This is a genomic window from Dolichospermum sp. UHCC 0352 (assembly GCF_009711925.1).
Classification (GTDB): domain Bacteria; phylum Cyanobacteriota; class Cyanobacteriia; order Cyanobacteriales; family Nostocaceae; genus Dolichospermum; species Dolichospermum lemmermannii.
Genome location: NZ_VIKY01000007.1, coordinates 68,366 through 81,154 on the forward strand (window position 1 = coordinate 68,366; position 12,789 = coordinate 81,154).

The 12,789-nt window shown below is 41.2% G+C and carries 13 protein-coding genes; 7 read left to right on the top strand and 6 right to left on the bottom strand.

The window, feature by feature from the left end; translation table 11 throughout:
* Window positions 1-115: 115 nt before the first annotated feature.
* Window positions 116-2,347: a photosystem I core protein PsaB gene (psaB, locus tag FJR06_RS00725; RefSeq protein ID WP_015081502.1), complete on the top strand. Its 2,232-nt coding sequence runs from the start codon at window positions 116-118 to the stop codon at window positions 2,345-2,347.
* A 96-nt stretch (window positions 2,348-2,443) separates the two neighbouring features.
* Here the strand turns inward: psaB and FJR06_RS00730 are convergent, their stop codons facing one another.
* A complete protein-coding gene (locus FJR06_RS00730) occupies window positions 2,444-3,841 on the bottom strand; it encodes a serine/threonine-protein kinase (RefSeq protein ID WP_015081501.1) in 1,398 nt (465 codons plus the stop codon).
* A gap of 93 nt (window positions 3,842-3,934) precedes the next feature.
* Between FJR06_RS00730 and cbiT the strand changes: the two genes are divergently transcribed.
* The gene (gene cbiT / locus FJR06_RS00735) at window positions 3,935-4,537 is read left to right on the top strand and encodes a precorrin-6Y C5,15-methyltransferase subunit CbiT (protein WP_015081500.1); all 603 of its coding nucleotides are present in this window, start codon (window positions 3,935-3,937) and stop codon (window positions 4,535-4,537) included.
* Window positions 4,538-4,603: 66 nt separating this feature from the next.
* The gene (locus FJR06_RS00740) at window positions 4,604-5,494 is read left to right on the top strand and encodes a phosphatidate cytidylyltransferase (protein ID WP_015081499.1); all 891 of its coding nucleotides are present in this window, start codon (window positions 4,604-4,606) and stop codon (window positions 5,492-5,494) included.
* A gap of 103 nt (window positions 5,495-5,597) precedes the next feature.
* Here FJR06_RS00740 and FJR06_RS00745 read toward each other — a convergent pair whose 3' ends face one another.
* Window positions 5,598-6,311 (bottom strand): DUF2993 domain-containing protein, encoded by a 714-nt coding sequence (locus tag FJR06_RS00745; protein ID WP_168650338.1) that lies wholly within the window; start codon window positions 6,309-6,311, stop codon window positions 5,598-5,600.
* Window positions 6,312-6,453: 142 nt separating this feature from the next.
* On the opposite strand from FJR06_RS00745, the gene FJR06_RS00750 reads away from it, so the two are divergent.
* Both FJR06_RS00750 and FJR06_RS00755 read left to right on the top strand, forming a co-directional pair.
* Complete coding sequence (locus FJR06_RS00750) at window positions 6,454-7,227, top strand: pseudouridine synthase (RefSeq protein ID WP_015081497.1); 774 nt, start codon at window positions 6,454-6,456, stop codon at window positions 7,225-7,227.
* A gap of 16 nt (window positions 7,228-7,243) precedes the next feature.
* Entirely contained in the window at window positions 7,244-8,020 is a 777-nt protein-coding gene (locus FJR06_RS00755; RefSeq protein WP_015081496.1) for a RodZ domain-containing protein, read from the top strand.
* A 110-nt stretch (window positions 8,021-8,130) separates the two neighbouring features.
* Here FJR06_RS00755 and malQ read toward each other — a convergent pair whose 3' ends face one another.
* Window positions 8,131-9,639, bottom strand: coding sequence for a 4-alpha-glucanotransferase (gene malQ / locus FJR06_RS00760; protein ID WP_168650340.1), 1,509 nt, complete (start codon window positions 9,637-9,639; stop codon window positions 8,131-8,133).
* A gap of 588 nt (window positions 9,640-10,227) precedes the next feature.
* On the opposite strand from malQ, the gene FJR06_RS00765 reads away from it, so the two are divergent.
* Window positions 10,228-10,659, top strand: coding sequence for an NUDIX hydrolase (locus FJR06_RS00765; protein WP_168650341.1), 432 nt, complete (start codon window positions 10,228-10,230; stop codon window positions 10,657-10,659).
* A gap of 108 nt (window positions 10,660-10,767) precedes the next feature.
* On the opposite strand, the gene FJR06_RS24620 is transcribed toward FJR06_RS00765, so the two are convergent.
* From FJR06_RS24620 to FJR06_RS00775, 3 genes are all read right to left on the bottom strand, one after another.
* Window positions 10,768-10,896, bottom strand: coding sequence for a hypothetical protein (locus tag FJR06_RS24620; RefSeq protein ID WP_256369472.1), 129 nt, complete (start codon window positions 10,894-10,896; stop codon window positions 10,768-10,770).
* 108 nt (window positions 10,897-11,004) lie between these two features.
* A complete protein-coding gene (locus tag FJR06_RS24130; RefSeq protein ID WP_254434367.1) occupies window positions 11,005-11,304 on the bottom strand; it encodes a hypothetical protein in 300 nt (99 codons plus the stop codon).
* A gap of 8 nt (window positions 11,305-11,312) precedes the next feature.
* Entirely contained in the window at window positions 11,313-11,537 is a 225-nt protein-coding gene (locus tag FJR06_RS00775; RefSeq protein WP_168650343.1) for a hypothetical protein, read from the bottom strand.
* Window positions 11,538-11,658: 121 nt separating this feature from the next.
* Between FJR06_RS00775 and FJR06_RS24825 the strand changes: the two genes are divergently transcribed.
* Entirely contained in the window at window positions 11,659-12,738 is a 1,080-nt protein-coding gene (locus tag FJR06_RS24825; RefSeq protein ID WP_168650345.1) for a Rid family detoxifying hydrolase, read from the top strand.
* The last annotated feature ends 51 nt before the right edge of the window (window positions 12,739-12,789 follow it).

Here is a 12,789-nt window from a genome sequence, read left to right on the forward strand (position 1 = left end):
GCGACTGCCGAACCCGTAGGGATTTTGGATTTGAGATTTAATCCAAAATCCAGAATCTAAAATCTAAAATTTTGCTGACAAATAATGGCTAAAGGTCAGAGGACAGATCACACCTATGGCAACAAAATTTCCAAAATTTAGCCAGGATCTCGCACAGGACCCGACTACTCGTCGGATTTGGTATGCGATCGCTACAGGCAACGATTTTGAAAGCCACGATGGCATGACGGAAGAGAATCTTTACCAAAAGATTTTCGCTACGCACTTCGGTCATTTGGCAATCATCTTCCTGTGGGCATCCAGCCTCCTGTTCCACGTGGCCTGGCAAGGTAACTTTGAACAGTGGATTAAAGATCCCCTGCACGTCCGTCCCATTGCCCATGCAATTTGGGACCCTCACTTCGGTCAGCCTGCAATTGAAGCTTTCACCCAAGCTGGTGCAAGCAACCCTGTAAACATTGCTTACTCCGGTGTTTATCACTGGTGGTACACCATCGGGATGCGGACAAACACAGAACTATATACTGGTTCTGTTGGTTTGCTCCTGTTAGCAGCATTGTTCCTGTTTGCTGGTTGGTTACATTTACAACCCAAGTTCCGTCCTAGCCTCTCTTGGTTCAAGAGTGCTGAACCCCGTCTAAACCACCACTTATCGGCTTTATTCGGTGTTAGTTCTCTCGCTTGGGCAGGTCACTTGGTTCACGTTGCTATTCCTGAATCTCGTGGTATCCACGTCGGCTGGGATAACTTCTTGACTGTAGCTCCCCATCCAGAAGGTTTAACTCCTTTCTTCACAGGTAACTGGGGCGTTTACGCTCAAAACCCTGACACCGCTGGCCAGTTATTTGGTACTTCCACTGGTGCTGGGACTGCGATTCTCACCTTCTTGGGCGGTTTCCACCCCCAAACAGAATCCTTGTGGTTGACTGACATGGCTCACCACCACTTGGCGATCGCAGTTTTGTTCATCATCGCTGGTCATATGTACCGGACTAACTTCGGAATTGGTCACAGCATCAAAGAAATGCTGAACTCCAAATCTGGTTTAGTTCCCGGTAGCAAGAGCGAAGGTCAGTTCAACCTGCCCCACCAAGGTCTTTACGACACCATCAACAACTCCCTGCACTTCCAGTTGTCATTAGCTTTGGCATCTTTGGGAACTATCTGTTCTTTGGTAGCGCAGCATATGTACGCTCTGCCTCCTTATGCGTTCATCGCTAAGGATTACACCACACAGGCAGCACTGTACACCCACCACCAGTACATCGCTGGTTTCTTGATGGTTGGTGCTTTTGCTCACGCAGCAATTTTCTGGGTTCGTGACTACGATCCTGAACAAAACAAAGGTAACGTCCTTGACCGGATGTTACAACACAAAGAAGCGATCATCTCCCACCTTAGCTGGGTATCTCTCTTCTTGGGTTTCCACACCCTGGGTTTATATGTTCACAACGACGTAGTTGTGGCCTTCGGTACTCCTGAAAAACAAATCTTGATTGAGCCAGTATTTGCTCAATTCATCCAAGCTGCCCAAGGTAAAGCTCTGTATGGCTTGAATGTACTGTTGTCTAACCCCGACAGTATTGCTTACACCGCTTACCCCAATGCTGGTAACGTTTGGTTGTCTGGCTGGTTAGATGCCATCAACTCTGGCACAAATTCCTTGTTCTTGACCATTGGACCTGGCGATTTCTTGGTTCACCACGCTTTCGCTTTGGCTATCCACACCACTACCTTGGTACTCGTTAAGGGTGCTTTGGATGCTCGTGGTTCTAAACTGATGCCCGATAAAAAGGACTTCGGTTATGCGTTCCCCTGCGACGGTCCCGGCCGTGGCGGTACTTGCGATATCTCCGCATGGGACTCTTTCTACCTGTCTATGTTCTGGATGTTGAATACCATTGGTTGGGTAACCTTCTACTGGCACTGGAAACATCTAGGTATTTGGCAAGGTAACGTTGCTCAGTTCAACGAAAACTCTACCTACCTGATGGGCTGGTTCCGTGATTACCTCTGGGCTAACTCTGCTCAGTTGATTAACGGTTACAACCCCTACGGCATGAATAACCTGTCTGTTTGGGCTTGGATGTTCCTCTTTGGACACCTCGTCTGGGCTACTGGTTTCATGTTCCTCATCTCTTGGAGAGGTTACTGGCAAGAGTTAATTGAAACCTTGGTTTGGGCGCACGAACGTACTCCTTTAGCTAACTTGGTTCGCTGGAAGGACAAGCCCGTTGCTCTCTCCATTGTTCAAGCTCGCGTGGTTGGTTTAGCTCACTTCACTGTTGGCTACATCCTCACCTACGCAGCGTTCCTCATTGCTTCTACTGCTGGTAAGTTCGGTTGATCCTGACTACTAGTTTTAGGTAATTAAAAATCCCCTGCCGTAAGGTGGGGGATTTTTTTAATGGGGTTGAGTTTAGCATTGCTAAACCCCTAAAAACTAAGGACTGGTGATTTCTATCCCTAACCAATCACTTAATTCCCTCGCTAACCATTCTAATTCTGCTTCAGATTTGATGGTGAAAGTATTAACATCAAACTCAAATTTTGCGACTCCTGCCCAAATTACCAATTTTGCAGGGACTTGAGTTTTATCTCCATCTGAGTCTTTAGTAAAATATCTCGGTGTATAAACTAATTTATCAATATTTTCTCTAGAAAATGAACGACGACGGGGGATTGTCCATTTCCCTAACTGGTAATTCACAGAAATTTGTTGGGAATCTATATGTATTTTGGTACTACCAAATAAACTGTACAATGTACCATAGATCATCGAAAATCCTGCGCCCCAAAAAGGTAATGAAAATAAGGCAAAGAGTATATTAGTAGGAAAGGGAGCAGACAAAACACCAATAGTCCAAAATAAGGTAAAAGAATTCCAGGCTATGGCAAAAAAACCTCCAAATACCATTAAACATTGCAAGCCAACCGGAGGAATAATAATTTCTAAAATCTCTTCATTTTTGGTTAATTGAATTTTACTACCCGCTGGTTTACCAACAGTTAAAGCAAACGTATCAGCATATTGTGGCTGCTTTAAATCTCTGAGTGCTTGGGTTGCAGTAGAAAACCGCTTTTCTAAACTGGGTTCTGTAATTTGCTCCAACCACTTAGCGAAATTGGGACTAAGATTAGCAACTTGCTGAAATTGAATGCGAAAATCCTTTTGGGGTAAATCTGCTGGGTTAGTCCCTGTCACCAAATAAATTAGGGTTGCACCTAAACTATAAAGGTCAGAAGCGGGAACAGTACGCCCTCCAAACTGTTCCTGTGGCATATAACCATAAGTCCCCACAACAGTTCTTGTCCCTGCTTCTGCTGCTAGGACTGTCTGAACTGAACCAAAATCTATTAAATAAACTAAACCGACACTATTGCCAGAGCGCTCTCCTAATAAAATATTGCTAGGCTTAATATCACGGTGGACAACAGGTGGATTTAACTCATGCAAGTATTTAAGGATCTCTAAAACTGCTTTAGCAATTTCTTTAACTTCAATTTCTGTAAATTTCCTCCCAGCTTGTAAATATTGTTCTAGGGTTTGGGCTGAAATATAAGTCTGAACCAGGGCAAATCCTTTATATGTAGGGGAATTGACCTCAAAATAGTCTAAGTATGCAGGAATATGGGGATGTGATAAAGATTTTAAAGTTTGAGCTTCTCTCTCAAATAATTTGAGATCATCCCATTCAAAATCATTACTAAAAGCAAGTAACTTGACAATTACCGATTTTCCAGTTACTAAGTCAGTAGCTAAAAAAGTCCTTCTCCCGGCTTTTTTGCCTAGCTGTTGTTGAACTTCATAGCGATTAGCTAATATTTCCCTATTCATCATTGCAGTTTCCTGATGTCATTGATGAGCATAACTACCAAAATTATCTTCCCCTTTCCCAATTGTTAAATTTTAATTGTTAATTTTTAATTGCTTATGCCTTCCCCACTTTGGCCTTATATTACCCCAGGTATTCCCGACGAATTATTTGAGAATTTACCAGGTATTCCCCTCAGTCAGCGAGAATTAAGATTGCTGATAATTTCCCAACTGCGACTAGAAGCGAATTCGGTATTGTGGGATATTGGCGCAGGAACAGGTACAATTCCTATAGAGGTGAGCTTATTGTGTCCCCACGGACGAGTGATTGCTATCGAAAGAGATGAGGATGTTGCGAACCTAATTAGACGCAACTGCGATCGCTTTGAAGTCAAAAACGTCGAAGTAATTGAAGGTAGCGCCCCAGAATGCTTAGATCAAATCAAGTTACTACCTGATCGGATCTGCATTGAAGGTGGAAAAGCCATACAGGAAATTGTCCAAGCTGCATGGCAATATTTACCAACATCTGGCCGAGTAGTCGCTACTGCTGCTAGTCTAGAAAGTCTGTATGCTATTTCTCAAAGCTTTTCTCAGTTGAGAGTTAGGAATATTGAAGTTGTCCAGTCAGCGGTAAATCGCTTAGAAACACGGGGCTATTCTCAAACCTTTGTAGCAGCCGATCCCATTTTCATTCTTAGTGGTGAAAAATTAGATTAAATTCCTTCGGTTTTCGGTTTTGGGTTGCATCCAAAATCCCAAATCTAAAATCCCCAATATTATCCTATGCCCTGGCCTCGAATTATTAGTGGAATTATTGCGATTATCATGGCGCTATCTGCAACCCTCTTAGGGGGTTGGTATTTTACGATAGCGATCGCTATTGTCGTATTTTTAGGTCAACAAGAATATTTTAATTTGGTCCGTTCTCGCGGCATCACACCCTCAGTCAAAACTACTATGATTGTTAGTCAAGTTCTACTGGCAATTTGTACCCTGAATGGTAGTTTAGCTGATGCAATTATGCCCATAGCCGGGACACTTATTTGTTTTTATTTACTATTTCAACCCAAATTAGCCACCATTGCGGATATTTCCGCTTCTATTATGGGTTTGTTTTATGTCGGTTACTTACCAAGTTACTGGGTCCGCTTACGAGGAATTGATCATGCTATTAGCAGTAATTTACCTTTAGGTGGTTATTGGCCATCTAATTGGCAAGATATTGGACAAGGCAATTTAACTGCCTTCCCCGCGGGTTTAACCGCGACTATCCTCACGTTCTTATGTATTTGGGCTGCGGATATTGGCGCTTATACGTTTGGTAAATTCTTCGGGAAAACGCGATTATCAGATATTAGTCCCAAAAAAACTGTAGAAGGTGCTGTTTTTGGCATTACTGCCAGTGTCGCTGTTGCTATGGTAGGAGCTTACCTTCTCCATTTTCCCCATTGGTTAATCACTGGTGTCACATTAGGTCTAATTATTGGTATCGCTAGTTTGTTGGGTGACTTAACAGAATCCTTACTGAAACGTGATGCCGGTGTCAAAGATTCAGGGCAATTGATCCCCGGTCATGGGGGGATTTTAGATCGCACCGATAGCTATATTTTCACTGCTCCTCTAGTGTATTATTTCGTTACATTACTTTTACCTTTATTAGAAAAAACGCTGTAATAGGAACTAAGATAAGATTTAATCTCAACTTGCTCATGTCACTCACAATAGCCATACAATTTAAAGTAAATTCAGGGAATATTGAGTTTTGATTTTTTAATAGTTATGGGTTAATATTAATACGTCCATAACAGGTTAATTGTTCTGGCAGCAGAGAAATTTTTTCGATATCAACATCTGTTCCCAGGTTTATCATATAAGGAGAATTCCTTTCCAAAAGCACCTCTTGATCGGTCTTTACCTGAACCTGCGTTAATTGCAGTTCTTGACCATTGCGTAGTTCTAAGCCTAAATGAATATTGAAAAATGCCCCTTCTGTTTCAGAAATGGGGATACCGTGTAGGATCAATACCTGGTTGTCAAGGGTGATTTTTTCCCAAGTAATAAACGGGTAATTTAGGCTGTATTCTGCTAATAGTGGAATCATTCCATCATTTATAGCCGTTAATAATAATGGAGATGAAAGAGAGTTATTAAGATCCTGTGCGGTGATAATCAGCTTACCAACCACAGGGACTATTGCTGATAATTGCAAAGGTTGTCCTTTTAATATTGCAGCAACATTCAGTTGGATTTTTTCTGCCTCAAGTTCGATTTGTGTAACACGAAGACCTTGATACACTGCATTACTAGCGGAAATTGATACTCCAGGAATGTAACCAGAAAGTAATTGGCGATCGCTTGCTTCTATCTGTACCTCTAAATGAGATACTTGATTTAATTGGCTTCTTAACCAGAGCTTAATCGCTGATGTTAAAACTTTTGTAATGATCCTGACTCTGCTATTATTTGGATTTGGGGAACTTGGTTCTGTCATTTTTCGACGGTTACATCAATGTAAATATGCCCAATTATTGAGCATCTTAAACAGTTCTTAACTTTAGCATGGAAGTTTGTTAACAACAAAGTGCAAACATTAGTAGTATAAAAATATTCAGCAAGAAAATCACAATTTAAACATGGAGGAACGGTTACAAAAAATTCTAGCTCAATGGGGTATCGCCTCACGACGTGAAGCCGAAGAAATGATGAGGCAATCACGAGTATGTGTTAACGGGGTATTAGCACATTTAGGTCAAAAAGTCGATCCCTCTCAAGACAAAATCTCTATTGATGGTCAACCTGTGCTGGCAGAACAGCGACCATCCAAAATCTGTTTATTACTGCATAAACCAGCCGGAATTGTCTCTACTTGCCATGATCCTCAAGGAAGACCAACCGTTTTGGATCTGCTACCGTCAGAGTTAAGAACCGGATGGGGTATTCACCCGGTAGGCCGTTTGGATGTAGACTCCACAGGAGCCTTGATTTTAACCAATGATGGGGAACTTACCTATGGACTTACCCATCCCAGTCATAGTATTACTAAGACCTATCGTGTTGTTGTTCAAGGCCATCCCCCAGCAACAGTTCTCAAAAAGTGGAGTCAGGGTATAGTTCTGGAAGGAAGAATCACAAGACCTGCTCAGGTGCGCTTAATTGAAACTTATATTGATAAAAGCTGTTTAGAGATCGTTTTACAGGAAGGAAGAAACCGTCAAATTCGCCGCATAGCTGAACAATTGGGATATCCAGTTATCAAGCTACATCGTACGGCTATTGGTTTAATTCAATTAAAAACGTCAACAACAGCATTTTTGCCATCTGGTAAATATCGTCATCTTAGTGAAGATGAGATGAGTTTTTTAAATAAGCAGATAATTCGCACAACGATTCAGACAAAGCCGAGTTAAGGAGTAAAGGAAAAACATGAAATGGTTCAGAAAGAAGGATGAACAGCCAATCAAACCTTCTATCAAGGAACATCAAGCCGAAAAGTTAGGACAACTTGGCTCACAACTAGCTTCACTACGGCAAGAAAAAGGTTTAACTCTGGATGAGTTAGTCGGATTAACTAGAATTCCTCGACGACTTTTGCAAGCAATTGAAGAAGGTAATTTAAGCGACTTACCAGAACCAATTTATATTCAAGGCTTAATTAGACAGTTTGCAGACGCTTTAGGATTTCGGGGAGCAGAATTTGCCAGTCATTTCCCCATTGGTTCTCAATCAGTGGGTGTTAAATCCCATTGGAAAGCACAAGCTGTTCCTCAATTACGTCCTATTCATCTTTACCTGCTTTATATTGGGTTAATTTTCTGTTCTGTGAACAGTTTATCCCAGTTGTTGAATAATGCCACTTTGCAGGCAAATAACCGCCAAATTCAACCAAATACAGCAGGGCAGTCAAAAGGGCAAGAAACAGCTAGTAATACATTACTCAGCAAGAAAGAGCATCAATCCGTACAAATTGGTGTGACTTTAAAAACCTCATCTTGGATTAGTGTGGTTACAGATGGTAAAACCGCCTTTGAGGGAGTTTTACCACAAGGTTCTAGTCGCACTTGGACCGCCACTGACCAACTGACAGTAAAAACTGATAATGCTGGTGGTGTGTTAATGAGCGTGAATCAGCAGGAAGCAAAGGAAATGGGAGAACTTGGGAAAACTCAAGAAATCAAGATCGCTGCTAAACCAAACTCATAGGGGTCAGTGGTCAGTTGTCAGTTGTCAGAAGGAAGAAAATTTCTCCCCTACTCCCCCTACTTCCCCTACTTCCCCTACTTCCCCCACTTCCCCCACTTCCCCCACTTCCCCTACTTTTCTCTACTAGCGCGTCCGTAACGGAGAGTGAGAGTTTTTAAGCGATCGCTTAAATCTGGCGTTAATACACCTGGTTGGTAACGCCACTCCCAATTTCCCTCCGCTGTACTGGGAAAATTCATCCGGGCTTCAGTTCCCAAACCTAATACATCCTGCAAAGGTATAATCGCTTGATTAGCGATCGAACTTAAAGCTAACCTAATTAAGTCCCAGTGTATACCATCAGGACTGATACAACCCAAATACAACAATAAATTTTGCTTTTCGTAATCATTTCCCGTGTTAAACCAGCCTACAGTCGTATCGTTGTCGTGAGTACCTGTATAAACTACAGCATTACGAGTGTAATTAAAAGGTAAAAATGGATTTCCGGGATCAGAACCAAAGGCAAACTGTAACACCTTCATCCCTGGAAACTCAAACTGATCTCGCAGTGCCTCCACTTCTGGCGTAATAATTCCCAAATCCTCCGCCAAAACAGGTAACTTACCCAAACGCTTTCTAATTGCCTCAAATAAAGCCACTCCAGGCGCTTCAATCCATTCGCCATTCATGGCAGTAGTTTCTCCCTGGGGAACAGCCCAATAAGCCTCAAAACCCCGGAAATGATCAATGCGAATTATATCCACGTAATCCAGCATCGCCTCAAAGCGTAATATCCACCATTTGAAATCTTGTTTTTGCAATTCTTCCCAGTTATAAACCGGATTTCCCCATAATTGACCAGTAGAGCTAAAGTAGTCGGGTGGAACTCCCGCCATTAAAGCCACTTCTCCCGTTTCTTCATCTAAAGCAAAAATATCAGGATTAGCCCACACATCAGCACTATCATGGGCTACGTAAATGGGAATATCACCAATAATCTCTATCCCATTTTCGTTAGCATATTTTTTCAGTTCTGACCACTGCCGGAAGAACTCATATTGAACAAACTTGTAATAAAAAATCTCCTCTTTTAACTCTTGTGTAATTTTTGCTAAAGCTGCTGGTTCACGCTTTGCTAATTCCGGTTGCCAATTATGCCAGCCTTTACCCTTTTGGGCATCTTTAATCGCCATAAATAGCGCGTAATTATTTAACCAATAGCCTTTATCAGCACAAAACTTAGCAAAAGCTGCTTTTTGAGTTGAATTTGCCTTAGTTTTAAAATCCTCACAAGCTTTAATGAGTAGATTAACCTTAATAGGGATAACTTCGTTAAAATCTACTTTATTTACAGAAAAATCTGGTAAATCAGCCAAATCTTCTGGAATTAACAAACCCTCATCTAGCAACTTTTCGGGACTAATCAAAAAGTAATTTCCCGCCATTGCGGAGTAGCACATATAAGGGGAATTACCGTAACCAGTCGGACCTAGAGGTAAAACTTGCCAATATTGCTGATGACTATGTTTGAGAAAATCAATAAACCGATAAGCTTCCAAACCCAAATCCCCAATACCAAACCGACTGGGAAAAGAACTAGGATGAAGTAAAATACCACTGGATCTAGGAAAAGGCATATTTAACCTGAAATATATTTTTATAAATCACGCATTGAATTTATCATGGCATAGTTAGTCTTGACTGTTGTGATTCGTGAAGAATTGACACTCTCAGGGAGCCAAGCCACTGAGATTCTACTGACAGAATTAAATTAAGAGTTTAGCTCAATCTAATCTCGCTGCGACCGTCAAACGCCGCCTAAACGCTCAAAACAACTGCCAATCAAGGCGTCGAAATTGCGCTTACTTTTATGGTTTTCAGTGTTTTTAGAATCCATCACTAAGCCAAGACGCGGTACGCTCCACAACCTGCCATTACTCGCTCTTTCAAGTCAATACTGCCGTTAGGACTTAAACCTAACCGTTGTTTCTTATGAGCCGGAATTTCTCCGTACTAGGATGCTTCAACACGTAGATGTTTTTTGTTCTTACTCACAATTTAATTCTAACATACCACAGGGATTAAAATCCCTCGTGCCGCTTCCCTCTGTTGGGAGCCAAGCCGCGCTCGTTTCCCGCTTACCGCGAGGTCTTATGAGAAGATTAACTCAGATCCCCGACTTCTCAAAGAAGTCGGGGATCTATAATCCCTACCATAACCGAATCATGACTTACAGAAATCCTGTACCCACCGTTGATATTATTATTGAATTAATTGATAGACCTCATCGCCCCATTATCCTGATTGAAAGACATAATGAACCTTTAGGCTGGGCGTTACCCGGTGGTTTTGTTGATTATGGTGAATCGGTGGAAAAGGCAGCAATTAGGGAAGCAGAAGAAGAAATAGGCTTAAAAGTAGAGTTAATAGAACAGTTATTAGTATATTCTGATCCCAGTCGTGATCCTCGTAAACATACGATTAGTATTGTATTTTTAGCAACAGCTACGGGTGAGCCTTTAGCGGGTGATGATGCTAAGGGGTTGGGTATTTTTGAGCCTTGGTGTGTTCCAGGTAATTTGTGTTTTGATCATGACCGGATTTTGCAGGATTATTGGCAATATAGAAATTATGGGATTCGTCCGAGGTTGGGGTAGGAGATTGGAATGGTTTCGCGCAAAGACGCTAAGGAGCAAAGACGCAAAGTAAGAGAAGAAGAGAGAAGAAATCTGTAGGGGTAAAGCACAATGCTAAACCCAAGCTGTTTAATTTCCTGACTGTCTCAATAGATAATCTAAAACTCGGTCAATTCGTTCCAATGCTGCATTAGTTGTCAGTTGATACTCCTGAAACTGCGATTTTTGCTCTTCATAGTTTCGATCAAGTTTTAACATTATTGCTTCTAATCTTTCAGTTCTTGCCTTTGTTTCTTCTATCTCACCACCTGCTTTGTTAAATAGGCGCTGAGTATGAAAGATAAATTCATCAACTCTACTTGATAATTAATCAATTCGCATTCCTAACTGGTCAAGTTGTGTCTGGGAACGGTCTTGTTTTGCACCTAACTCATCCAACATGATTTGAGTACGGTCTTGTTTTGCACCTAACTCATCCAACATGATTTGGGAACGGTCTTGTTTTGCACCTAACTCATCCAACATGATTTGAGTGCGGTCTTGTTTTGTACCTAACTCATCAATCCGCCGATTAGCTGATTCAGCATAGGTAGCGGCTGAGATCAGTAGTTGACGAATGGTAGCAAATTCAGTTTCCACGCGGTCAAGTCTTTGTTCTGTAGTCATGTTAGTTCTTATTGTTTTTGGTGTTGGCGCTTCGCTATGGCATCACTGACAAGTATTTTTATCATTTGGCTCATTGAGCGTTTTTCGTTTTTCGCTGCTGTTGATATTTCTGCATAAAGCTTTAAATCATCTTCATCAGTGAAATATATGTTTAGTCTTTTTCCTTCAGGCATAATGGCAATTTTTAGTATTTCTATGCTTTCATTTTCTCTTGATTTTCCTCTTTTTGTCATGCAGTGTTAGGTAGTGCCATTATAACACTATAATTAATCATTAGGCAATATTGCCATCAATACCTATACTTTAACGTCAAGCATTGTTTTATACTGTTTGCATGGTATTCAATGGTGCATTATGGACGCTGAAGAACTTTTACAGAAATACGCCGCTGGGGAACGAAGTTTTCGTTCTGTCAATCTGAGAGGAGTAGACCTTGAAGGTGCAGATTTGAGTGAAATTGACCTAACAGGTGCAAATTTAGCGGGGGCAGATTTGAATGATGCTAACTTGAGTAAAGCGGATCTTGATCGTACAAATCTCACCAGGGTATCTTTAATAAACGCTAATTTAAGTGAATTAGTGAACGGTTCTAATTTAAATTTGACCGGGGCTGATTTGAGTGGTGCTAATTTAAGTAAAGCCAACCTAGATAAAGCAAATTTCAGTAATGCTAACTTGGATAATGCTAATTTGAGTAAAGCAAATCTAGAAAGTGCAAATTTCAGTAATGCTAACTTGGATAATGCCAACTTGAGCAAAGCAAACCTAGATAGTGTAAACTTCCGAAAAGCCTCTTTACAAGGTACAAATTTAGAAAAAGCAGATTTGCAAACAACAGATTTAATGAAGGCAAATCTCAATGGTGCAAACTTAAAAAGAGCAGATTTAACCGGCGTAAATATCTATGGTGCAACCTTTAAAAATGCTGACCTGACAGGTGCGATAATGCCAGATGGAGAAGTTTACCAAACACCTATAGATTTAGAATTCGGTAAACCAGAAACACCATTAACAAAAGAGCCAAAAGAGATAAATATTATGACTCGTAAAGTAATCCGTACCGATAAAGCACCTGCACCAGTTGGACCCTATAATCAAGCAATTCTCGCTTCTGGGCAAACATTGTTTGTAGCTGGACAAATTGCCATAGATCCCCGTTTAGGTGATGTTGTCTACACCGAAGATGTGGTTAAGCAAACAGAACAGGTAATGAGAAATATTGAAGCTATTTTGACAGAAGCAGGGGCTACATTTGCAGATGTGGTAAAAACTGGGGTATTTTTAGCTGATATGAATGATTTTGCCGCTGTTAATGCGGTTTATGCAAAATATTTTTCCGAAGATACCGCCCCAGCGCGTGCTTGTGTGGAAGTTTCCCGTTTACCTAAAAATGTGTTGGTAGAAATTGATTGTATTGCTGTTATTGCTAGTTAATTAATTTTGACACTCCCCGGTCTAAAGACACGGGGATTCTACATTCACTGA

Bases quoted from the DNA above. Each gene is read 5' to 3' on its own strand.
- cbiT (WP_015081500.1), top strand. From the start codon at position 3,935: ATGCCTTCCCCACTTTGGCCTTATATTACCCCAGGTATTCCCGACGAA.
- FJR06_RS24130 (WP_254434367.1), bottom strand. From the start codon at position 11,304: ATGACTACAGAACAAAGACTTGACCGCGTGGAAACTGAATTTGCTACC.
- FJR06_RS00755 (WP_015081496.1), top strand. From the start codon at position 7,244: ATGAAATGGTTCAGAAAGAAGGATGAACAGCCAATCAAACCTTCTATC.
- FJR06_RS24825 (WP_168650345.1), top strand. From the start codon at position 11,659: ATGGACGCTGAAGAACTTTTACAGAAATACGCCGCTGGGGAACGAAGT.
- FJR06_RS00730 (WP_015081501.1), bottom strand. From the start codon at position 3,841: ATGATGAATAGGGAAATATTAGCTAATCGCTATGAAGTTCAACAACAG.
- malQ (WP_168650340.1), bottom strand. From the start codon at position 9,639: ATGCCTTTTCCTAGATCCAGTGGTATTTTACTTCATCCTAGTTCTTTT.
- FJR06_RS00765 (WP_168650341.1), top strand. From the start codon at position 10,228: ATGACTTACAGAAATCCTGTACCCACCGTTGATATTATTATTGAATTA.
- FJR06_RS00740 (WP_015081499.1), top strand. From the start codon at position 4,604: ATGCCCTGGCCTCGAATTATTAGTGGAATTATTGCGATTATCATGGCG.
- FJR06_RS00745 (WP_168650338.1), bottom strand. From the start codon at position 6,311: ATGACAGAACCAAGTTCCCCAAATCCAAATAATAGCAGAGTCAGGATC.
- FJR06_RS00775 (WP_168650343.1), bottom strand. From the start codon at position 11,537: ATGACAAAAAGAGGAAAATCAAGAGAAAATGAAAGCATAGAAATACTA.
- psaB (WP_015081502.1), top strand. From the start codon at position 116: ATGGCAACAAAATTTCCAAAATTTAGCCAGGATCTCGCACAGGACCCG.
- FJR06_RS00750 (WP_015081497.1), top strand. From the start codon at position 6,454: ATGGAGGAACGGTTACAAAAAATTCTAGCTCAATGGGGTATCGCCTCA.
- FJR06_RS24620 (WP_256369472.1), bottom strand. From the start codon at position 10,896: ATGTTAAAACTTGATCGAAACTATGAAGAGCAAAAATCGCAGTTTCAG.